This window comes from Pontibacter diazotrophicus, from assembly GCF_003367245.1.
GTDB lineage: Bacteria > Bacteroidota > Bacteroidia > Cytophagales > Hymenobacteraceae > Pontibacter > Pontibacter diazotrophicus.
On sequence record NZ_QRGR01000028.1, the window covers coordinates 45,384 to 67,830 of the forward strand.

Here is a 22,447-nt window from a genome sequence, read left to right on the forward strand (position 1 = left end):
TTTATCTGTTATGGAAGAGTCGAATATAGTCACTTATTTATACGAAGGCAGCTATAAAAAAAAGCGTCCTGCCTTTGTGGGGCAGGACGCTTTTAATGATGATTCGTTGTGCTTATTCAGCAACCACGTTGAATTTAACCTGTGGCTTCACTTCTTTGTGCAGGTTGATTGTAGCAGTATACTCGCCAGCTGATTTCACATCCTGGTCAAAAGAGATACGCTTACGGTCTACATCGAATCCTTTAGCTTTTAGAGCATCAGAGATCTGAAGCGTTGTAACTGAACCGAAAATTTTGCCGGACTCACCTACTTTAGCAGGAATTTCCAACGTAACATTGCTGATGCTGTTAGCCAGCTCCTGCGCGTCCGTTTTAACTTTCTCTGCTTTGTGAGCAGCCTGACGGATGTTTTCCGCTACAACTTTCTTGTTTGATTTATCAGCGATAACTGCCAGCCCTTGCGGGATAAGGTAGTTACGGCCATAACCTGGCTTTACAGTTACGGTGTCGTTCTTGTAACCCAGGTTTTTTACGTCGTCTTTAAGTATTACTTCCATCTAGTTCCCTCCTTATTTTAAAGAATCTCCAACATAAGGCAAAATCGCAAGGTGTCTTGCTCTGGCAACTGCCTGAGATACTTTGCGCTGGAACTTCAGGCTTGTACCTGTAAGTCTTCTAGGAAGAATCTTGCCCTGCTCGTTCACAAACTTCAGCAGGAAGTTACCATCTTTGTAGTCGATATACTTGATACCGCTTTTCTTGAAACGGCAGTATTTCTGACGATTCTCTTGCTTGTGTACTCTTTCGTTAACTAAGCTCATTATGCTTTAACCTCCTCTTTTTTAGCTTGAGACTTGAATTCACCGTTTCTTCTGCGCTCGTTGTAAGTCACAGCGTGCTTGTCAAGGGCAGTAGTCAAGAAACGAACAACTTTTTCATCACGGCGATAAGCCAGCTCAAGAACATCCACAACAGTGCCGGGTGCCTTAAATTCAACGAGGTGGTAGAAACCTGTCGATTTCTTCTGGATTGGGTAAGCAAGCTTACGAAGACCCCAGTTCTCTTCGTGAATAATGTCGGCGCCATTTTCCTTAAGCACCTGTCTGAACTTCTCGACCGTTTCTTGCATCTGCGCCTCGTTCAACAGAGGCGTCAGGATGAAGACCGTTTCGTAATTTTTCAATTCCATCGGTTCGATTATGATTTTAATTTTAGCCTGCAAAGGTAGAAGTTAAATCTCTTGAAAGCAAGTTATTGTCATATAATTTATGATGAAGACAGCGCGTAACTACCTGAACAGGAAGTTAATTAACAGAACCGGAAGCTGGTCTGCTAACTCCTATATATAAGGAGTCATTTAAGAAAGCACACGAACGGTATAGGAGAACTTCTGCACGTGTGTTCATTAACTCATATATAATATGGAATTGTACTGTTATTTTGTATCTGTTCAAAACAAGTGCGGCAATATCTTGTTAAGATAATGAGTATAAAAAATATGAAAAAATTTATACAAGAGGAGGCGTGTATAGGATTGTTCTATTTATAATAATTCTAAATAAAAAGCCTGTAATATCATCGGAGAGGGCATTATATTGAACAGAAGGTTCGAGCATAAGCATAGGTTCTTCTAAGGCCAAATAATAAACTTATTCTGTTTGATTAATGGAATTCGCATAGTAGATTTGTGGCCGTTAAGCATTTTTACCACAACTAAACACTCACTCAAGAGATCTTGGCTATGATTAGCTGTATAGTTAAAACAAAAATCAAAGTTTTCCTCGCCTTCCTGATCGCTTTGGTTGTTTCCTTCGGCGCCTATGCCCAGGGAGAAAGCGAGCAGGCAGAAGTATCACAAAAGGGAGTAACGCCTGGAGCGACAGAAGGAGCTGCAGCGGCTGCAAATACAAGCGGACTCCCTATTGATGATCAAGCCGTAGTGACTGCAGGAGATGCACTGTTCAAGAACAACTGTGCCGTTTGTCACTCTGCCGGTTCTGATGTAATTGTTGGCCCTGGCCTTGCGGGTATAAACGAGAGAAGAAGCCATGACTGGCTGATTCGATGGATAAAGAACTCGCAGGCACTAATACAGGCAGGTGACCCTGAGGCAGTTGCTGTCTATAATGAGTATAACAAGCAGGCGATGCCTTCGTTCAATTTTACTGACGAGGAAATCACCGCTATCCTTACTTATATCGCTTCTGCTGAGGCAGAGGTTGCAGCAGTGCCAACAACTGTTGGTTCAGATGGGTCGCAGACTCCCGGTGAAGGTGTTGGTACAGATGCAATTGGCGCGGTAGGCGGTTACCTGGATATTATCCTGGTGGTGCTGATTGTTGTGCTGATTGTGTTGGTGGTAACCTTGTTGCTGATTACGTCGCTCCTGAAGAACTACCTGAACGCTAACCGTAAGTTGAACGAGTATGACAACGAGGTAGTTAACCAGCGTTTCGACTTTTCCAAGATTTACAAATCCAAGGCTGTTCGCACCCTGGTGGTACTCATCTTTGTGGTGGTGCTCCTTGACCTGACGCTGGATACAGCAATGGGTATTGGTATTCAGCAAGGATACCAGCCGCGGCAGCCAATTGCTTTCTCGCACAAGCTGCATGCCGGCGAGCACCAGATTAACTGTAACTACTGCCACACTACTGTATATAAGAGCAAGAGTGCCAGTATTCCTTCCGCCAATATCTGTATGAACTGCCACAGCCAGATACAGACAGAGTCTCCTGAGATTCAAAAGATTTACAGAGCAATAGAGCGCAACAGGCCAATTGAATGGGTGCGTGTTCATAACCTGCCTGACCTGGCTTACTTCAATCACTCGCAGCATACGCAGGTTGGTGGGATAGAGTGCCAGACATGTCACGGTCCGATTCAGGAAATGGATGTCGTGTACCAGTATTCTCCACTTACAATGGGCTGGTGTATTGACTGCCACCGCGAAACTCCGCTTAACACAGAAGGCAATGGCTATTACGATAACCTGGTAGAGCTGCACGAGGCAACTTCTAAAGGCGCGTTCACGGTGTCATCCAATGGTGGTACAGAGTGTTACAAGTGTCACTACTAATTTATTCTATTTCATCAATACAGATTCGAGTTTTCTAAATATAATATGCAAGACAGAATAAAATACTGGAGAGGAATTGAGGAGTTAGAAAATACTCCGGAATTCGCTAAGCATGCTCATAACGAGTTTCCAGAATTCCTGCCTGTAAAGGAAACCAGTGCGGAAAGCTCTTTAGGTGGTAAAACCAAAAGGAGAGACTTCCTGAAGCTGATGGGCTTCAGCGTGGCTGCTGTATCGCTGGCTTCCTGCGAAGCACCCGTAAGAAAAGCAATCCCTTACCTGAACAAACCAGCGGATGTAGAGCCAGGAGTGGCCAACTGGTATGCTTCTACCTACTACCAGAATGGTAACTATAACAGCATCCTGGTAAAAACCCGGGAGGGCAGGCCTATCAAGATTGAGCCTAACCCAATGTCGACACTTACACCCTACGGTACAAGCCCGGGTGCCCAGGCTTCTGTGCTGGGAGTGTATGACCATAACAGGCTGAGAACGCCGCTTATTGGTGGTAAAGAGGCACAGTGGCAGCAGGTAGACAACGAAATAGCCTCACGCTTGGGCAATGTAACAGGCAAGGTGGCTTTTGTTTCCTCTACCATCATCAGCCCTTCTACCAAGCAGCTTATCAACGAGTTCGGCTCCCGTTTCGGCAACTTCGAACACGTAACCTATGATGCTAATTCAGCCTCTGGCTTGTTAAGTGCAAACGGTGGCACTGTGCCAGGCTATGACTTTAGCCAAGCACAGGTTATCGTAAGTATTAATGCTGACTTCCTGGGAACCTGGATTGCTCCGATTCCTTTTGCAAAGCAATATATACAGAACAGAAAGGTTTCGGCTGAAAACCCGACTATGTCAAAGCACTATCAGTTCGAGACGCATTACTCGCTGACTGGTGCTAACGCAGACATTCGTGTGCCTATCAGACCATCTGAGGAGGCTGCGGTAATAACTGCGTTATACAATGGTATTACGGGCCAGGGAGGCGGAGGCGAAGTTCCTGCTGCCGCTGCTGATGCAATGGCAGCTGCTATCACAGAACTGAGAGCAAGCCAGGGCAGAGCACTTGTAGTAGCCGGTTCTAACGACCCGGGCACGCAGGCGATGGTTACTGCCATCAACAGAGCCCTGGGCGCTGAAGGCACAACAATTGATACCAATGCACCTTTCTATACCAAGCAGGGTAACGATGCGGACATGATTCGCCTGATTCGTGAGATGAACGCAGGTACTGTAGGTGCTGTCTTCTTCTACAATTCAAACCCGGTTTATGATCATCCACTTGCCGCGGAAGTAGTAAGCGGTTTAGAGAGAGTCCCTCTGAAAGTGTCTTTTTCTGACAGAGTGGAGGAAACATCACAATTAGCCGATTTCATAACGCCAGATCATCATTACTTGGAGTCGTGGAACGACAATGAGCCAAGAAGAGGATTCCTGAGCCTAACGCAGCCTACTATCAGCCCTATCTTCCTGACACGCCAGATGCAGGATAGCCTGCTGACCTGGAGTGGCAGCAATACCAACTATTACGAATATATCCGCAATAACTGGAGAAAAGTAGCAACAGGCGACTTTAACCAGTTCTGGGAGCAGGCTGTGCATGATGGTGTAGTAGAAAATGGCACTACCATGCTGACTGTGAATAATACTTTCACAGCCGCTTCTCCTGTTGCTAAACCGGTAAGTGCTGCTGCCATTGAGGCGGTTCTGTATGAGAAAGTTGGCATTGGTACAGGTGATGGTGTGAACAACCCATGGCTACAGGAAATGGGAGACCCTATTTCTAAAGCAACCTGGGGTAACTATGTTGCCATGCCGCGTAGCATGGCCGTAGAAATGGAAATCGTACAAGGTGATGTACTACTAGTAACGCTGGCCAACGGAACATCAATGGAGTTGCCTGCTTTGATGCAGCCAGGACAGGCAAACGGCACAGTTGGTATCGCGATTGGTTACGGACGCAAATCAGACATGATGCCTGTTGCAAACGGATTGGGCGCAAACGCTTATCCTGCCGCAACAGTAGTAGATAACACCGTTCTTTACACAGGCCCGGTAACATTAGAAAAAACAGGCGCAACGTCACCAATTGCACAACTTCAGACGCACCATACTATTATGGACCGCCTGGTAGTGCAGGAGAACACGCTGGCCAAGTATAAGGAGAACCCAAAGGAGGTAACAGAATATATTCGCATCGCAACGCACGAAGGACCTGCCAAGCCGGCCACTATCTCGCTTTGGGATGACTACGAGTATAAGAACCACCACTGGGGTATGGTTGTAGACCTGAACTCCTGTATTGGTTGCGGTGCCTGTAGCGTAAGTTGCCATATAGAGAACAACGTACCGGTAGTAGGTAAGGCCGAAGTGCTGAACCGCCGTGATATGCACTGGATGCGTATCGACAGGTACTACAGCGCGGTAGAGCACGAGGAGAAGGATTACGCAACCATGGAGGATCCGGCAGATAACCCATCTGTTATCTTCCAGCCAATGATGTGCCAGCACTGTAACCATGCTCCTTGTGAGACAGTTTGCCCTGTTGCCGCTACCATGCACAGCTCGGAAGGTATGAACCAGATGGCGTACAACCGCTGCGTAGGTACCCGTTACTGTGCAAACAACTGCCCTTATAAAGTACGTCGTTTCAACTGGTTCGCTTACTTCAACAACGACAAGTTCGCCACTGAGAACTACATGATGAACAACGACCTCGGTAAAATGGTGTTGAACCCGGATGTTACGGTAAGAGCCAGAGGTGTGATGGAGAAATGTTCATTCTGCGTGCAGCGTGTGCAGCTTGCAAAACTCGAAGCGAAGCGCGAAAACAGAAGACCACGTGATGGGGAAGCTGTAAGTGCCTGCGCCCAGTCTTGCCCAACAGAGGCCATTGTATTCGGTGATATGAAAGATCCGAACAGCCGCATCTCGCAGATACTGTATCGTGAGCAGGGTGAGCGTGCGTTCCACGTGCTGGAAGAGCTTAATACGCAGCCGAACGTAACGTACCTGACTAAAATTAGAAACTTAGCTTAATAAATAAATCGAGAGCGTTATGCAGCATGTATCTCCGATAAGAGAGCCTCTAGTAACGGGGGGCAAAACATACCACGACATCACAGAAGATGTCTGCAGGCAAGTGGAGGCAGGACCTAACCCACGTTGGGCCGCCGGCCTTGCTGTTGCACTGGTAGGTTTAGCCATATTTATATATTCAGTTTACCGGACGCTTTGGTTCGGTATTGGTGAATGGGGTCTGAACAGAACTGTAGGATGGGCCTGGGACATTACCAACTTCGTATGGTGGGTAGGTATCGGCCACGCGGGTACGCTTATTTCCGCTATCCTCCTGCTATTCCGTCAGAAATGGAGAACATCCATTAACCGCGCAGCAGAGGCGATGACTATTTTCGCCGTAATCTGTGCCGCCATGTTCCCGGTACTGCACATGGGCCGTCCCTGGCTGGCATATTGGGTGCTCCCTTTGCCAAACACATTCGGTTCGCTTTGGGTGAACTTTAACTCACCGCTTCTCTGGGACGTATTCGCGATTTCAACTTACTTCTCAGTATCACTGGTTTTCTGGTACATCGGTCTTATTCCGGACTTTGCAACCATCCGTGACCGTGCTACAGGGCCCATCGCCAGAAGAGCTTATGCTGTGCTGTCTATGGGATGGACGGGTTCCGCAAAAGCCTGGTCACGTTACGAGACAGTGTCTCTTATTCTGGCAGGTCTTGCAACGCCACTGGTACTTTCTGTACACACCATCGTATCCATGGACTTTGCAACGTCCGTTATTCCGGGCTGGCACACTACTATCTTCCCTCCATACTTTGTGGCAGGTGCGATTTTCTCCGGATTCGCGATGGTGCTTACCCTGATGATTATCACGCGCAAGCTGTTCCACTTAGAGGATTATATTACCCTGGAGCACGTGGAGTCGATGAACAAGGTAATCATCCTGACAGGTTCTATTGTGGGTGTCGCTTATACAACAGAGTTCTTTATCGCCTGGTATTCAGGAGTAGAGTATGAGCAGTACGCGTTCATTAACCGTGCAACAGGTCCTTACTGGTGGGCTTACTGGTCCATGATGACGTGTAACGTAATTACACCACAGCTTTTCTGGTTCAGAAGAATCAGAAGAAGCCTGGTCCTGACGTTCATCATCTCCATTTTCGTGAACATCGGTATGTGGTTCGAGCGATTCGTGATTATTGTAACCTCGCTACACAGAGACTACCTACCTTCTTCATGGGCTATGTTCTCTCCGACTATCATTGACGTGGGAATCTATGTCGGAACAATCGGACTGTTCTTCACCCTGTTCCTGTTGTTCTGCAAGTTCTTCCCAGTGGTGAACATGGCAGAAGTAAAGGCTATCTTAAAGTCATCTTCAGAGGTGACACATACACCTGCAAACACCATGCATGGTACTGATAAAGGTTTGAACACTACTAATCCAGAGCACAGAGATGAATAAGAAATTTGTTCTAGGTATATATGACGATGAGGATGTGCTGTTGCACGCCATCGAGAATATCCGGGCTACCGGTACTAAGATATACGATGTATTTTCTCCTTATCCTGTACACGGCATTGATGACGTATTGGGTATAAAGCGTTCAAGATTACCTATTGTAGCCTTTTTCTGCGGTATAACAGGAACATCGTTTGCCCTTTGGATGCAGATCTGGATGCTGGGATTTGACTGGCCTATGATTATTGGTGGTAAGCCGCATATTGCGCTTCCGGCATTTATTCCGGTAACGTTTGAACTGACAGTACTATTTGCCGCATTCGGAATGGTGATAACCTTCTTTATTGTGAGCAGGCTGAAACCGTCCTTGCGGGTGAATGTTTTTGACAAGCGTTCTACAGACGATAAGTTTGTGATGGCAATCGAAGTAAAGGATGGTGTAACGGATCTTTCAGCTTTGAACAAACTACTTCGCACGAATGGCGCAGTGGAAGTTAATGAGAAGGAGGTAGTAAAATAATGAAAAGATTTACAAATATAGGCCTCAAAGCCTCTGCTGTACTTTTCTCGTCTGCAATACTGTTTGCCTGCAGCGATGAACAGAACCCGGGTCTGGAATATGCCCCCGATATGTATCATTCAATTCCCCTGGACCCTTATTCTCAAATCAAGGAAAATAAGTTTAACCCAGGAGGTCTAAACATGCGCGAGCCGGCAAAAGGCTCTGTAGCACGTGGTAAGCAAGGGTACAATTTGTACTTATCAACAGACACGGCTGAGGTGGCTGGTGTGGAGCTCACAAACCCATTGCGGGCGCAGCAGAACGTTGAAGCACACCTGGCAGAGGGTAAAGTTTTGTATTCTCGTTTCTGTGCGCCATGCCATGGAGAGCAAGGGGATGGTCAGGGATTGGTAGGAGTGAAGTACAAAGGCGTTCCTGCTTTCCAGGCTGGTAGAGTTGCTGAACTTCCTGAAGGCCACATCTACCATGTAATAGCAGAGGGTAGAGGACGTATGATGCCATACGGATCACAGCTTAATCCTATGGAGCGCTGGCAAGTGGTGATGTACGTGCAGCAGTTGCAGCAAGGAGAAGGAGCGACTGTTGTTACAGACGAAGAAACAGAAAATGAAGCCGGGGGTAATCCTGATACGGACAATCCTGTAACGGGAGATGCTCCAGCTAACGATACTCCTCAAAACTAAGTCTAGGCATAATATTTTAGGATAATGACAGAAGAAAGACTCATCATTAGCAGGAAAACGAATAACAGGTTTTTCATAATGATAGCTGTAGGTGCAGTTTTACTTATAGCAGGTATCATCTTTGCAGCTGCAGGCGGAGGAGCTGAGCATGGAGCAGAAGGAGGGCATGAGGCCGCTGCAGCTGGCCATGAAGCAGCTTCCTGGAGCAAGCGTTTATTCGTGAACCTGTGGATGAATAATGTTTATTTCACAGGTATAGCATTGATAGGAACATTCTTCGTGGCGGTACAATATGTAGCCTATGCGGGATGGTCTGTACTCATCAAGCGTATCCCGGAAGCGCTCAGCTACTACCTTCCTATCGGAGGGGTACTGATGCTGCTTATTTACCTTTTCGGTTCCCATGACATTTTCCATTGGACACACGAATACCTTTACGATGTAAACGACCCGCGTTATGACCCTATCATAGCGGGTAAATCAGGATACCTGAACACGGCGTTTTTCCTGATTCGCATGGTAGTTTACTTCGCCCTTTGGATTTTCTTCTTCATGTGGTTGAGAAGAGAATCAATCAATGAGGATTTATACGGTGGTACAGCTTACTACCACAAGAGTATCCGCATTTCAGCGATGTTCTTGGTGGTATTTGGTATCACTTCGTCTACTTCAGCCTGGGACTGGGTACTTTCAATTGACACACACTGGTTCTCTACCATGTTTGGCTGGTATGTATTCGCTAGCTGGTGGGTATCAGGTCTTGCAGCCATCACGCTGACAGTTATCATCCTGAAGCAGAACGGATACCTGCGTATGGTAAATGCGAACCACCTGCACGATTTAGGAAAATTTGTGTTCGCCTTCTCCATCTTCTGGACCTACATCTGGTTTTCCCAGTTCATGCTGATCTGGTATGCCAACATTCCTGAAGAATCCATCTATTACCTGGAGAGATTAGGCGGTAACGGAGGACACTATAAGTGGATCTTTTTTACCAACTTATTAATAAACTTTGTGTTCCCCTTCCTTGTTCTTATGACGAGAGATGCGAAGCGGCAGATGATCATGCTAAAACTTGTGACAATCGCCATTCTTGTTGGTCATTGGCTTGATTTTTACCTGATGATGATGCCAGGAACAATGCGCGAAGGTGCAGGTATCGGTTTAATTGAAATAGGTACAGCACTGCTTTTCCTGGGGATTTTCCTGCTGGCATTCACAAAAGGATTAACGAAGGCTTCCCTGGTTCCCTTGAACCATCCATTTGTGGAGGAGAGTGTTCATCATCATGTTTAGAAGAGATTATACTAAAAGCGTTCTATAATGATTACAATCGCCATAGTTTTATCCATAGTTCTTTTATTAGTCATCCTGTTTCTCCTTTTCAGGATAGGGACGCTGGCCTCAATTTTCAGAGGTTCATCGGAACGAGCTGCAGGTACTACTAAAACAAGTAACCGTGTAAACGGTACATTGCTCCTGCTTTTCCTTTTTGGTGGCGGAGCCGCTTTTGCCTGGTCTTTCATTGCTTCATGGGATGAAATGAACCAGCCACTTGCCTCTGTGCATGGAGACTGGACGGACAGCCTGTTCTGGACGACCATGATCATCATCGGTATCGTGTTTGTTATCACGCAGATTCTGCTGTTCCTGTACTCTTACAAGTACCAGCACAAGGATGACAAACGAGCCTATTACTATCCGCATAACAACAAGATCGAAATTGTCTGGACCATGATTCCAGCTATCGTGATGGCGCTGCTTGTATTCGGAGGCTGGCAGACCTGGACCAAAATCACGAGTGCTGCCCCTCAGGAAGCCATTGTGGTGGAAGTGATGGGGAAGCAGTTTAACTGGATGGTGCGCTACCCGGGCCCTGACGGCGAATTAGGTGTAGCAAAAACTACACTGATTACTGCTACAAATGAGTTCGGCGTTGATTTCTCAGACAGAAACGCGATGGATGACTTTATGCCGATGCAGATTCACGTGCCAAAGGGTAAGCCGGTGCTGTTTAAAATCCGTTCCAGAGACGTGATTCACAGTGTGTTCCTGCCTCACTTCCGCGTGAAGATGGATGCAGTGCCTGGTATGCCTACCAAGTTTTGGTTTGTGCCTACCAAAACCACCCAGGATATGCGCAATGAAACAGGTAACCCTGATTTCAACTATGAACTGGCCTGTACAGAAGTTTGCGGACGTGGTCACTTTGCCATGCGCTTTATACTTGTAGTAGATGAGGAGGAGGAATATGAAGAATGGTTAGCTGCACAGACACCTTTTGTTGAGCAAAACCCTGACGTGCTAGCTAAATTCTCGACTGAAGCCCCTGAACAAATTGTGCTTGGGGAATCAACTGAAAAGAAAGCAGAAGAAGTAAAAACAGAGTTGTAGCATTTAAATACTTTTGACTATGTCGAGTACAGATATTCACATCGATCACGATATACATCATGCGCATGATGAGCATGATCACCATCTTGACCAAAACTTCTTTGAGAAGTATATCTTTAGCCAGGACCATAAAACCATTGCCAAACAATACCTTTTTTCCGGTATTTTCTGGGCTTTCATAGGTGGATTCCTGTCGATTCTGTTTCGCTTGCAGCTGGGCTGGCCAGAGGCGACGTTCACGTTCCTGGAGCCAATCCTGGGCGGCTGGATTGAAAACGGAAAGCTGAACCCGGAGTTCTACCTGGCTTTGGTAACCATGCACGGTACCATCATGGTGTTCTTTGTGTTAACAGCAGGACTGAGTGGTACCTTCAGTAACTTCCTGATTCCATTGCAGGTTGGTGCCCGCGACATGGCATCCGGTTTCATGAACATGCTGTCGTACTGGATATTCTTCTTGGCAAGTGTTATCCTGTTCACTTCCCTGTTCCTGGAAACAGGTCCTGCATCTGGTGGCTGGACAGTTTACCCGCCACTAAGCGCCTTGCCACAAGCGATGGAAGGCTCTAAAGGCGGTATGACTTTGTGGCTTATCAGTATGGCCCTGTTTATTGTATCGCAGCTGCTAGGTGGTGTGAACTATATCACGACAGTTATCAACCTGAGAACAAAAGGTATGTCCATGACGAAGCTTCCTCTAACTATTTGGGCCTTCTTCCTGACAGCTATCCTGGGTTTGCTTGCCTTCCCGGTTCTTTTCTCTGCTGCCCTTCTGTTGATTTTTGACAGAAGCTTCGGTACAAGCTTCTTCCTGTCTGATATCTTCATCGCAGGTGAGGCACTTTCTAACACAGGTGGTAGTCCAATCCTCTTCCAGCACTTGTTCTGGTTCCTGGGTCACCCGGAGGTATACATCGTAATTATGCCGGCTTTCGGTATCGTGTCTGAAGTAATCGCGACAAACGCACGCAAGCCAATCTTTGGTTACAGAGCGATGATTGGTTCCCTGATTGGTATCTCTCTGCTGTCTTTCGTAGTGTGGGCGCACCACATGTTCGTAACCGGTATGAACCCTTTCCTTGGCTCGGTGTTCATGTTCCTGACGCTGATTATTGCAGTACCTTCTGCTGTAAAAGTATTTAACTGGCTGGCAACCCTCTGGAGAGGTAACATCCGCTTTACAGCTGCCATGATGTTTGCTGTTGGCTTTGTATCCCTGTTCATCTCAGGAGGTCTGACAGGTATTATCTTGGGTAACTCTGCGCTGGATATTCAGTTGCACGATACTTATTTCGTAGTGGCTCACTTCCACCTTGTAATGGGTGCAGCTGCCTTCTTCGGTATGTTTGCCGGTGTTTACCACTGGTTCCCTAAGATGTTCGGCCGCCTGATGGATGAGAAACTAGGCTACGTTCACTTCTGGTTGACATTCGTGTCTGTTTACCTGGTGTTCATGCCGATGCACTACATCGGTATTGCAGGCTTCCCAAGAAGATATTACGCCTGGACTGGTTTTGAGGCATTCAGTGGATTCGCGGATATGAACACGTTTATCAGTATCTCTGCCATTCTTGGGTTTACTGCACAGTTCATCTTCCTGTTCAACTTTGTTTACAGCATTATACGTGGCCGTAAATCAACTGCTAACCCATGGCACTCTAACACGCTGGAGTGGACAACACCGGTGTTGCCAGGGCATGGTAACTGGCCAGGAGAGATTCCTGCTGTTTACAGATGGCCTTACGACTATAGCAAGCCTGGTTCTGTTGAAGACTATATTCCACAAAACATACCTTTCTCTCAAACGCAGTCATCAAACCTGCCGCAGGAGCGAGATTTTGAATAAATTTATTAATGGCTAAAAAGTCATTTTACAGTACAAGATTTAGAAATATTGGCTTAGTAACAGTTTTTGCTGTTTACTTCCTGATATTAGTCGGAGGAATCGTACGAAGCACAGGTTCCGGAATGGGTTGCCCAGACTGGCCGAAATGCTTCGGCAGTTGGGTTCCTCCGACTGATGTCAGCCAATTACCAGAAGATTACCTGGAGGTATACAAACAGAAGCGAATAGAGAAAAACGAGAAGTTAGCTGCTAATTTAGACAAACTTGGGTTTGAACAACTGGCCGCCTCTATCTTCTCCCATCCAAGTCAGTACATCGAAACAGAGTTCAATGCAACCAAGACCTGGATCGAGTACGTGAATCGCTTAGTAGGTGTACTGATAGGTATTTTTGTTTTTCTGACAGTTGTGTATGCTGTCCCGTATCTCAGGCGCGACAAAGCCGTTTTCTATTTAGCGCTGGGAAGTTTTGTGCTGGTGGGGCTGCAGGGTTGGTTAGGTTCTATTGTTGTCTCTACTAATCTATTGCCAATTACAGTAACAGTGCACATGGCACTGGCGCTGGTGTTGGTGGCAATGCTGCAATATGCTGTTGCACGTGCGCAAAAAGATGATTTTAACAGTCATTTTGTCTACTCACCAAAGATAAACGGGCTTTTGTGGTTGCTGGGTCTGATAACTTTCGGGCAGATACTATTGGGCACACAGGTACGGGAAGAGGTAGATATTATAGCGTCTGTGTTAGGAGACGCAAACAGAGAGCAATGGATTGGAGAGCTAGGTATCAATTTTTATATACACCGTTCCTTTTCTATTCTGGTGCTGGGCCTGCACCTATATGTTGCTTTCCTGCTTTACGGGCTAAAAGACAGGGCCATTAGGAAAATGACTCACTTTATGCTGGCAATAGTAGCCTTGGAAATAGTGCTAGGTATAGGTTTGGCTTATTTTGCTATACCCCCGGTGCTACAACCGCTGCACTTAACCTTTGCCGCTTTACTGTTTGGTCTGCAGTTTCAATTGTTGATAGTTTATCATTATGCCTCTCGTGAGGCTATTAAAAAGTCAGTAGTAGTTCATCGATAATGTTAGTACAGCAAACTTCGTCGTTACTGCCTGCGTCGTCTATGGCACAAAAAGCAAAAGCGTATTTTAAACTCTTGAAGTTCAGATTAAGCTTTACTGTGGCTTTTTCCAGTGCTATTGGTTTTATATTAGGTTACCCGGGAGCCCATTACCTCAGTATCGCCCTGGTGATGTTAGGTGGGCTTTTAGTAACAGGCTCTGCTAATATCATTAATCAGGTAATTGAGAAAGACCTGGACAAGCATATGAAGCGAACAGCAAAAAGACCCTTGCCTACAGGAGAGGTATCGGTAACAGAGGCTGTTATTTTCTGTGTGTTGCTGGGTGTTGCAGGCTTAACTTTACTTGGCTTTTACTTTAACTGGCTAACAGCAGCGCTTTCGCTTCTGTCTCTTGTCCTTTACGGTTTTGTGTATACACCCCTGAAGCGAGTAAGCCCTATTTGTGTGTTTGTAGGTGCCATACCAGGAGGTATGCCACCGCTTATCGGTTGGGTTGCGGCTACAGGTGTTTTAAGTGCCGAGGCATGGATACTTTTTGGTATTCAGTTTATATGGCAGTTTCCGCATTTCTGGGCGATAGCCTGGGTGCTGGACGACGACTACAAGAAGGCTGGGTTCAAGATGCTCCCGATGGAAGGAGGCAAGAACCTCAAAACAGCCATACAAATCATGATATATACCCTGATGCTAATACCATTGAGCCTGCTGCCTTTGCAGTTCGGTATGACAGGTGTTACATCAGCTATGATAGCGGTGGTATGTGGTGTGCTGTTCCTGGCCCAAACATTTTACCTGATGCGGACCTGCTCAAAGAAGGCAGCCATGAGCATCATGTTTGGGTCTTTTCTGTATCTGCCTATTGTGCAGATAGCATTTGTATTAGATAAGTTATAAGAGGGGTAGCCATGGCTAACGAGCAAATAAAAGAATCTAACACCACGACAGGGGTGCACCCATTAAAATTCTCCCTGTGGTTGATTATTATAAGTATTATCATGATGTTTGCAGCTTTTACGAGCGCATACATCGTAAGACGGGAAGAAGGTAACTGGCTGGAATTTGACCTGCCCAACATCCTTCTGATAAACACGGTCATCATTGTGCTTAGCAGCGTTACCATGCAAATGGCGCACAATGCGGCTAAGAAGAATAACCTGAAGCAGCTTAAGTTCATGCTACTGGGCACCCTGATTTTAGGGGTCGCTTTCCTGATAGGGCAGTGGAATGGATGGGCTGACCTGGTGCAGAATAATATATACTTTGGAGGAACAGGAAGTAACCCTGCCGGCTCATTCCTGTATGTGCTAACAGGAGTGCACGGATTTCACCTGATAACAGGGTTGATATTCGTGGCTATCACGTTCTTCAGCAGTTTAAAGTACAAAGTGCACTCTAAAAATATGCTCCGCATACAATTGTGTACCACCTACTGGCACTTTTTGGGAGGACTTTGGCTATATTTGTATATATTCTTAAGAGTAAATCACTAAACACGTTTTTCAATACATAAACTATGTCTTCTACTTCAACTACACTGGAAAAACCAAATTCAGGTACATGGGACGGTGGTAACGAGCCCTTGAAGGCGAGCTATGGTAAACTCATGATGTGGTTTTTCCTGCTCTCTGATGCGTTTACCTTTGGAGCTTTTCTAATTGTCTATGGTTTATCCCGCCACACGCACTTGCCTTACACAGGTGATCCGGAGGCTTTTGCCTACTCCACCCAGTGGTGGCCGATACCAGAGAAAGTCTTCAATGCCTTCCCTGGTTTTCATGGGGTAGATCTTCCGCTTGCCTTCGTGGCCTTGATGACCATGATACTTATCTTAAGTTCCGTAACCATGGTGTTAGCGGTAGAGGCAGGGCATAGAATGGACAAGAATGATGTCCAGAAGTGGTTGCTGTGGACAATCCTGTTTGGTGCTACTTTCTTAGGTTGCCAGGCGTGGGAGTGGGGTCACTTTATTACAGGTGATGAAGAAGGTATGCTTTTAGCTGATGGTTCGCGTATTTTTGGCGCTAACCTGACCGTAAACCAATACGGACCTCCCTTGTTCGCCGACCTGTTTTTCTTTATTACGGGTTTCCACGGTACACACGTGTTTTCAGGGGTTGTGCTGCTGATTATGATTTTCATCAACACAGTGAATGGTGTTTACCATAAGCGGGGGCACTATGAGATGGTGGAAAAAGTAGGCCTTTACTGGCACTTTGTAGACCTGGTGTGGGTATTCGTATTCACATTCTTCTACCTTATCTAATCTTAAAGAAAATAACTTACAGCGTTTGCTTTAGTATACATATACAAGAGCAATTTACTGTAGAACTATAGATATTCGAATCATATGGCACATCATCCTAATAACGACATGCACCATACTGGTGATATTCCTGAGGCACAAACCAGAGGTATCTGGAAAACATTTTTCATTCTTGTAGCTATTACGGCACTTGAGTTCGTGTTTGCTTTCTTTATGGATGCAGGTACTACCCGTAACGTTATCTTTATTATCCTGACGCTATTTAAAGCTTTCTATATCGTAGCGGAATTCATGCACCTGAAGCATGAAACAAAAGCGCTGATATGGACCATCATCATTCCATTAGCGCTGATAGTGTGGCTGATGGTAGCGTTGCTTTCTGAAGGTAGTTACTACTTTAATTCGATTAATAGCTACTTCGAATAAGTTAAAATCAATATGAGTAATTTAAAGGCACTAATATTAGGAACCCTACTATTAGTGCCTATTCTTATTTTAGGCTTTATAGCTGTTTTTGGAGAACATCATTTCACGCTGCCAAACTACTATCCGAAGCTTGACGCCACCGGTCAAGTGCAGTATACAGCACAGGGCGATACTGTTTTCCATGAGATTCCCGATTTTACACTCCTTTCTAACGAAGGCAAGGTAATTACAGAAGCAGAACTGCAGGGAGATATTTATGTAACACATTTCTTTTCCACTGATTGCCCGCCGGCCTGTAAAAATATATCCTCGCAGTTAGTGCGTATACAGGAAACTTTTGAGGACAAACCTGAAGTTAAGATTGTATCCATTACAGTTGAACCCGAAAAAGATTCTGTAGAAGCGCTGCAAAACTATGCTGCTAATTATGGTGCAGAGGCCGGTAAGTGGTACTTTTTAACAGGTGACAAACAGGAGATTTTCAGATTGGCCAAAGAAGGCTTTTTCCTGCCTGAGGCCGAGTCGCAGCAGGGGCTTACACATAGTGAGCAATTGATGCTGGTAGATAAGGAAGGAAGAATAAGAGGTGTATACGAAGGTACAGACCTAAAGGAGATAGACCGGTTAAAGACAGAAATAAACGTGTTGCTGGATGAATACAGTAAAAGAAAGTAATAACAGGTTGACGAGTGGTGCAGACAAGAAGTTTCTGACCCTCATTGCAGTACTGTCTGTACTGATACCCATTGTGGTGGCTGCGCTGTTTTTTATGCCCAAAGAGGGCGGCAGTTCAGTAGATGTATCTTATCTGCCGGCTTTTCATGCTATCCTAAACTCATTGACAGCTATTGCGCTGGTGATAGGCTACTATAACGTGAAGCGGCAGAATGTAAAGGGGCACAGAGCGGCCATGCTGGCGGCTTTTAGCTTATCGGCCATCTTTCTTGTATCTTATGTGACGTACCACTTTCTGGGAGAGCGCACGACCTATGGCGGAGAGGGAGCTTTAAAGTTTATTTATTACTTCATACTCCTGACGCATATTGTGCTGGCTGTCGTTATTGTGCCACTGGTGCTGCTATCTGTCTATTTTGGTATCTCCAACCAATTGGCCCGTCACCGCCGCATTTCCCGCTGGACGTTCCCGATATGGCTGTACGTCGCCGTGACTGGTGTATTAGTTTATCTGCTGATATCGCCGTATTATAGTTAAACTTCTCAGTACCCTTAACTGTTTTTCATAAGATGAGACTGAAGATAAATAAAATATTCGCTGCTGTAGTGTTGAGCCTGATGCTGGTTTTTGCCGGCACCGATGCCTATAGCCAATGTGCCATGTGCCGTGCCACTGTTGAATCTAATGTGGGCACCGGTAAAGGGCATAATCATGAACCAGAGTCAGAAGTTGGTTCAGGCCTGAACACAGGTATCCTTTACCTGATGGTGATACCTTACCTGCTGATTGGCACGGTTGGCTTCCTATGGTATAAAAACAGCCGCAAAAAGGCGTAAGTCAACCCTCTATTGCAGGAGCCATTCTTGCCTGCCGGTGCACCCGGTGCAGGCAGGGAGAGGTTTTTATTCACTCTTGCTTAAATCTGCAGAAGTTTAACCAGATATATACCACCTGCACTGTCTGTGGATTGTATTATGAGGTAGAAGTGGGGCTGTTCTGGAGCGATGTACATCAGTTAAGGTTATTCTGGAGCCATTTTGCCGGCAGTTGGTATGATGCTGTTCTACCTGGCAAACGAACGACTCACCCATGTGGTTATTACTCACAGTGGTAGCAACTATCATTGTCTACCGCCACTCTTTTCAGATACGTCCGTATCCTGATGCTTTGTTTCTTTTCCAGAGTTAAATACAGGCCCGGCTACAGCAAACGATAGCACGGTTTTTGAATCTATAGGCGATATCCTGCGTTTTGCTTAAATTCGTAGATAAACTACGCTGTTTTGAATCGGAAATACACCCCTTTAGTTCTTTTTGCTGTGTCGCTGCTGTGCTTTTTAGCAGCTGCCGCATTACATCTGAATATACCTTTTGCCGCGCCTGCTACAGACCATAGCAGCGAGATAGCTACCATTGCAGCGCATGTTCAGCAGGATATAGATAAAGCACATCAAAATGCCGAGGCCATTGGCCGTCAATTAGGCAAAAGCAACGTTTCATTCACTTCTTTACTGCACACAGCAGATTACCCTGTCTTTGTGTACCGGGGAAACAGGCTTGTTTTCTGGTCAAACCACGCGATAGCGCCTGAGCTTGACTTCCCTTCACCTGCAAACCGGCTCATGGCCGTCCGGAATCAGTATGGTAGTTTTATTGTCGTCCCACATCAGGCTTATGATTTCAACATAGAGGTATACATTCCCCTGCAGTTAAGTAACCAGATAAGTACTGCTCACTTAAGCCCGGAGCTGGAGAAAGGGGTTTTTAACACAGTCAGCGGCAATCTAGTGTGGGACCCGGCGGCAGATCTTCCTAAAGTATATAGCAGGAGTGGTAACTTCCTGTTTGCCGTGGATTTTAGTCAGGCAGCAGAGAAGACACCCTTCGACACACTTGAGCTCATTCTGCTGGCAGCGGGTGGGGTTTTCTTCATCCTGTTTAGTATAGCGGTTGCAAAGCATTACATCAGTCGGCAACAGTACAGTAAAGGAATATTGCTTTTTCTTGTGTTGCTGGCGGTTTTCCGCCTGGCGCTGCTGCTGCTGGACCTGCCTTACGCCATCGCTGAAATAAAGCTTTTCGACCCAAAGCTGTATGCCGCCTCCTTCTGGTCTCCCTCCATAGGCGACCTGGCGCTGAACATGCTCCTGCTGGTTACTGTTGCCGGCTCAGGTTTGTACTTGTTTGTCCGCAACAGCGTAGTAGCTCAGCTTCATGTTATGCACCGAAAGCAGGCACGGGTGCTGCAAGTCAGCTGTATGGTGATTTTTTACCTGCTGTTGCTGCTGCTTTTCCAGTTTTACTTTAACATATACCACAATACCCCGCTTACGCTGGACATCAGCCGCTCACTGGAGCTGACGAAGTATAAAATGGTGCTGTTCGGCATTATGCTGCTGCAGACAGTTGCTTTGTGCATGTTCACCTATATGCTGGCAACAGTGGTATCGGTGCTGCTGCATAAGGATAAAGGGCTGTGGGGCTTAAAATTGCTTGGAGGAGTAGGCGGTACTTTACTGCTGCTCACAAGCGTATTTTTTCAGGAGCTCTCCATCGTTATTCTGGTAGGCTTCTTTTTCTGGTTGATTATTATTCTGGCCGCGCAACACCGCAATGCCGTAAGCCTGGCCTACCGTACCTACCTCTTCTTTTTCCTGGTGCTTATTGTGAGTGCCTTTACAGGTGCTCTGGCGCTTTATTCGCACTATCACAGCGAACTGAAACTGTATAAACAGGAATTTGCCTATAACATGCTGCAGGACAATGATGTGCTGGGGGAGTACCTGCTGGTTGAAGAGGTGTCGGATAGGGTTGCCTCTGATGAAATGATTCAGATGCAACTGATAAGCCCTTATGTGGATGTCTCCTTCATTAAACGAAAAATAACAAAGCAGTACCTGCCGAGTCACTTCAACAAGTATGAGGTTTCGGTGATGCTGTTCGATAGTCAGGGAAATGCCTTGGAAAGTGCCGATACAGCGGCCACAAGCCTGCGGGAACTGCGGGCGCGTTTTGATACACCTCAATCGCAGACAGAACATGAGGACCTGTTTCTGCTAAAGGAGCCTACCCGTGCCGATGCCCGTGTTTACCTCAAGCTGATAAAAGTGCCTATTCAGAATTTTCATGTAGGTACCATTGCATTACAGTTAACCCTTAAAAAGCTACAGCCGAACAGCCTGGTGCCAAAGCTACTGGTTGATCAGCGGTATACGCAGCCGTTCCGGCGCGACATGCTGAGCTATGCGTACTACAGCGACAACAAACTGCTCTACAGTGAGGGCGATTATGATTATGCCACCAACTTTGACCGGCGCCTGTTGCGGCGGCAGGAGCTTTACAAGCAGGGCGCGAACCAGAACGATTTCCATCACTTCGGGGTGCGAAGTGCCAATGGCCAGACGCTTGTTATTTCCACAGAGCAGTATGGTGCGCAGGAGATTCTATCCAATTTCTCTTTCCTGTTTCTAGTGTTTGTGGCGGGGTTGGTACTGGGAGGGCTGGTTTACCTTTTGCTGCAGCGCCACCGTTTGCAGGAGTTCAGCCCCAATTTCAGCACCAAGATCCAGATATTCCTCAACTTCGGTATTCTGTTGCCTTTGCTGATGGTGAGTATCGCCACGGCAGGCCTGGTTACGGCATCCTATAAAAAGGATTTAATGGAAACGTACGAACAACGGGGAGAAGCCGTGCAGGAGGCATTATCGCGGCAGCTTAGTGACAGAACGCTACAGAACAGGCGCAGGCTAGAGGGCCTGATAACAGAGATTGCAGCTATCTCCAAAACAGATATTAACCTCTATAACCGCAATGGCAAACTGCTTGTAACAAGTCAGCCTTTAATTTTTGAGGCCGGGCTGTTGTCGAAGCTGGTTAACCCAAGAGCTTTTGCTGCCATTTCAGAGCGGCAGGCCCTTCGGGTGCTGCTGGAGGAGCAAACTGCCAGCCTCTCCTTTAATGTGGTATACCTGCCGCTGCAGGACGAAGACTCCCCTGGGGAATTAGCGGGCTTCATCGGTATTCCGTTTTTTGACTCGGAAAATGAGCTCGACCTGAAACTTATTGAGTTGATTACGACCACAATGAACATTTTTACGGTAATGTTTATTACGTTTATGGTGTTAACATTTTTTGCATCACGAACACTGACGGTACCCCTGCGCATGCTGGCCGATAAACTGAAGCGGACATCCTTAACCGGTAAAAACCAAATGCTGGCCTACGAAGGCGCGGATGAAATCGGCATGCTGGTGAACGAGTATAACCGGATGCTGCTCACCCTGGAGCAGAACAAGCAGGACCTGGCGGTGCAGGAGAAAGAGGCGGCCTGGCGCGAGATGGCCCGGCAGGTGGCGCACGAAATAAAGAACCCGCTCACGCCGATGAAACTCTCGCTGCAGTACCTGCAGAAAGCAATTTCCGAGAAGCGTCCGAACACGGAGCAGATGATTGAAAAGATATCGCATACGCTGATAACACAAATCAACATCCTCAGCGATATCGCCACCTCATTTTCCAGCTTTACCAACATGCCGGAGCCAAAGGCGGAGCCAATGGATGTGGCTGCTGCCCTGCACAAAGCCGCCGACTTGCACAACGATCCGGCTACCGCCGTAATGAAGAAATGCATACCGGAGGAAGAGGTGATTGTGAAGGCGGATGAAAGCCTGATGGTGCGCACTTTCAATAACCTGTTGCTGAATGCGATACAGGCCGTGCCGGCCACCCGTAAACCACATATTGAGGTGAAATTAGAGAAGCAGGATGACAAGGAGGTGCTGATTGCTATCCGTGACAATGGCAGTGGCATACCGGAGGATGTCCGCAGTAAAGTGTTTATACCTAACTTCAGCACAAAGTATACAGGTTCTGGTATAGGGCTGGCTGTAGCCAAACGGGGTATCGAAAACGCAGGAGGCCGTATTTGGTTTGAATCAGAAGAGGGGAAAGGCACCACGTTTTTTATCTCGTTACCGCTGGCCTAGC

Annotated in this window: 20 protein-coding genes; 17 read left to right on the forward strand and 3 right to left on the reverse strand. The window is 46.5% G+C overall.

What is annotated here, in order from left to right; translation table 11 throughout:
• Positions 1–112: 112 nt before the first annotated feature.
• The 3 genes from rplI to rpsF are packed head-to-tail and all read right to left on the reverse strand — an operon-like array spanning position 113 to position 1,188.
• Positions 113–556 carry a 50S ribosomal protein L9 gene (rplI, locus tag DXT99_RS21140; protein ID WP_115567586.1) on the reverse strand — a complete coding sequence of 148 codons (444 nt, stop codon included), beginning with the start codon at positions 554–556 and terminating at the stop codon, positions 113–115.
• Positions 557–568: 12 nt separating this feature from the next.
• Positions 569–820: a 30S ribosomal protein S18 gene (gene rpsR / locus DXT99_RS21145; protein WP_115567587.1), complete on the reverse strand. Its 252-nt coding sequence runs from the start codon at positions 818–820 to the stop codon at positions 569–571.
• Positions 820–1,188 (reverse strand): 30S ribosomal protein S6, encoded by a 369-nt coding sequence (rpsF, locus tag DXT99_RS21150; protein WP_115567618.1) that lies wholly within the window; start codon positions 1,186–1,188, stop codon positions 820–822. The genes rpsR and rpsF overlap by 1 nt, the downstream gene beginning before the upstream one ends.
• Positions 1,189–1,740: 552 nt before the next feature.
• Between rpsF and DXT99_RS21155 the strand changes: the two genes are divergently transcribed.
• From DXT99_RS21155 to DXT99_RS21235, 17 genes are all read left to right on the forward strand, one after another.
• Positions 1,741–3,078: a c-type cytochrome gene (locus DXT99_RS21155; protein ID WP_115567588.1), complete on the forward strand. Its 1,338-nt coding sequence runs from the start codon at positions 1,741–1,743 to the stop codon at positions 3,076–3,078.
• 45 nt (positions 3,079–3,123) lie between these two features.
• A complete protein-coding gene (locus DXT99_RS21160; RefSeq protein WP_115567589.1) occupies positions 3,124–6,117 on the forward strand; it encodes a TAT-variant-translocated molybdopterin oxidoreductase in 2,994 nt (997 codons plus the stop codon).
• A 19-nt stretch (positions 6,118–6,136) separates the two neighbouring features.
• The gene (nrfD, locus tag DXT99_RS21165) at positions 6,137–7,567 is read left to right on the forward strand and encodes an NrfD/PsrC family molybdoenzyme membrane anchor subunit (protein WP_115567590.1); all 1,431 of its coding nucleotides are present in this window, start codon (positions 6,137–6,139) and stop codon (positions 7,565–7,567) included.
• Positions 7,560–8,084, forward strand: a complete 525-nt coding sequence (locus DXT99_RS21170) for a DUF3341 domain-containing protein (RefSeq protein ID WP_115567591.1) — start codon at positions 7,560–7,562, stop codon at positions 8,082–8,084. Before nrfD ends, DXT99_RS21170 begins: the two co-directional genes overlap by 8 nt.
• Positions 8,084–8,770: a c-type cytochrome gene (locus DXT99_RS21175; protein WP_115567592.1), complete on the forward strand. Its 687-nt coding sequence runs from the start codon at positions 8,084–8,086 to the stop codon at positions 8,768–8,770. The genes DXT99_RS21170 and DXT99_RS21175 overlap by 1 nt, the downstream gene beginning before the upstream one ends.
• A 24-nt stretch (positions 8,771–8,794) precedes the next feature.
• On the forward strand, positions 8,795–10,066 hold the full coding sequence (locus DXT99_RS21180; protein ID WP_115567593.1) for a quinol:cytochrome C oxidoreductase: 1,272 nt from the start codon (positions 8,795–8,797) through the stop codon (positions 10,064–10,066).
• Between the two features lie 27 nt (positions 10,067–10,093).
• Entirely contained in the window at positions 10,094–11,164 is a 1,071-nt protein-coding gene (locus DXT99_RS21185; RefSeq protein ID WP_115567594.1) for a cytochrome c oxidase subunit II, read from the forward strand.
• A gap of 19 nt (positions 11,165–11,183) precedes the next feature.
• Positions 11,184–13,010, forward strand: a complete 1,827-nt coding sequence (locus DXT99_RS21190; RefSeq protein ID WP_115567595.1) for a cytochrome c oxidase subunit I — start codon at positions 11,184–11,186, stop codon at positions 13,008–13,010.
• A gap of 8 nt (positions 13,011–13,018) precedes the next feature.
• A complete protein-coding gene (locus tag DXT99_RS21195; RefSeq protein WP_115567596.1) occupies positions 13,019–14,095 on the forward strand; it encodes a COX15/CtaA family protein in 1,077 nt (358 codons plus the stop codon).
• Positions 14,095–14,991, forward strand: coding sequence for a heme o synthase (gene cyoE, locus DXT99_RS21200; protein ID WP_115567597.1), 897 nt, complete (start codon positions 14,095–14,097; stop codon positions 14,989–14,991). The genes DXT99_RS21195 and cyoE overlap by 1 nt, the downstream gene beginning before the upstream one ends.
• Before the next feature lie 11 nt (positions 14,992–15,002).
• Positions 15,003–15,587, forward strand: a complete 585-nt coding sequence (locus tag DXT99_RS21205; protein ID WP_115567598.1) for a cytochrome c oxidase subunit 3 — start codon at positions 15,003–15,005, stop codon at positions 15,585–15,587.
• 23 nt (positions 15,588–15,610) lie between these two features.
• Complete coding sequence (locus tag DXT99_RS21210) at positions 15,611–16,360, forward strand: cytochrome c oxidase subunit 3 (protein ID WP_115567599.1); 750 nt, start codon at positions 15,611–15,613, stop codon at positions 16,358–16,360.
• Positions 16,361–16,444: 84 nt separating this feature from the next.
• Positions 16,445–16,786 carry a cytochrome C oxidase subunit IV family protein gene (locus tag DXT99_RS21215; protein ID WP_115567600.1) on the forward strand — a complete coding sequence of 114 codons (342 nt, stop codon included), beginning with the start codon at positions 16,445–16,447 and terminating at the stop codon, positions 16,784–16,786.
• 12 nt (positions 16,787–16,798) lie between these two features.
• A complete protein-coding gene (locus tag DXT99_RS21220; protein WP_115567601.1) occupies positions 16,799–17,461 on the forward strand; it encodes an SCO family protein in 663 nt (220 codons plus the stop codon).
• On the forward strand, positions 17,439–17,999 hold the full coding sequence (locus DXT99_RS21225) for a DUF420 domain-containing protein (RefSeq protein WP_115567602.1): 561 nt from the start codon (positions 17,439–17,441) through the stop codon (positions 17,997–17,999). The genes DXT99_RS21220 and DXT99_RS21225 overlap by 23 nt, the downstream gene beginning before the upstream one ends.
• A 32-nt stretch (positions 18,000–18,031) precedes the next feature.
• Entirely contained in the window at positions 18,032–18,298 is a 267-nt protein-coding gene (locus DXT99_RS21230) for a hypothetical protein (RefSeq protein ID WP_181885210.1), read from the forward strand.
• Positions 18,299–18,744: 446 nt separating this feature from the next.
• Positions 18,745–22,446, forward strand: a complete 3,702-nt coding sequence (locus DXT99_RS21235; protein WP_246000906.1) for a sensor histidine kinase — start codon at positions 18,745–18,747, stop codon at positions 22,444–22,446.
• Position 22,447 lies beyond the last annotated feature (1 nt).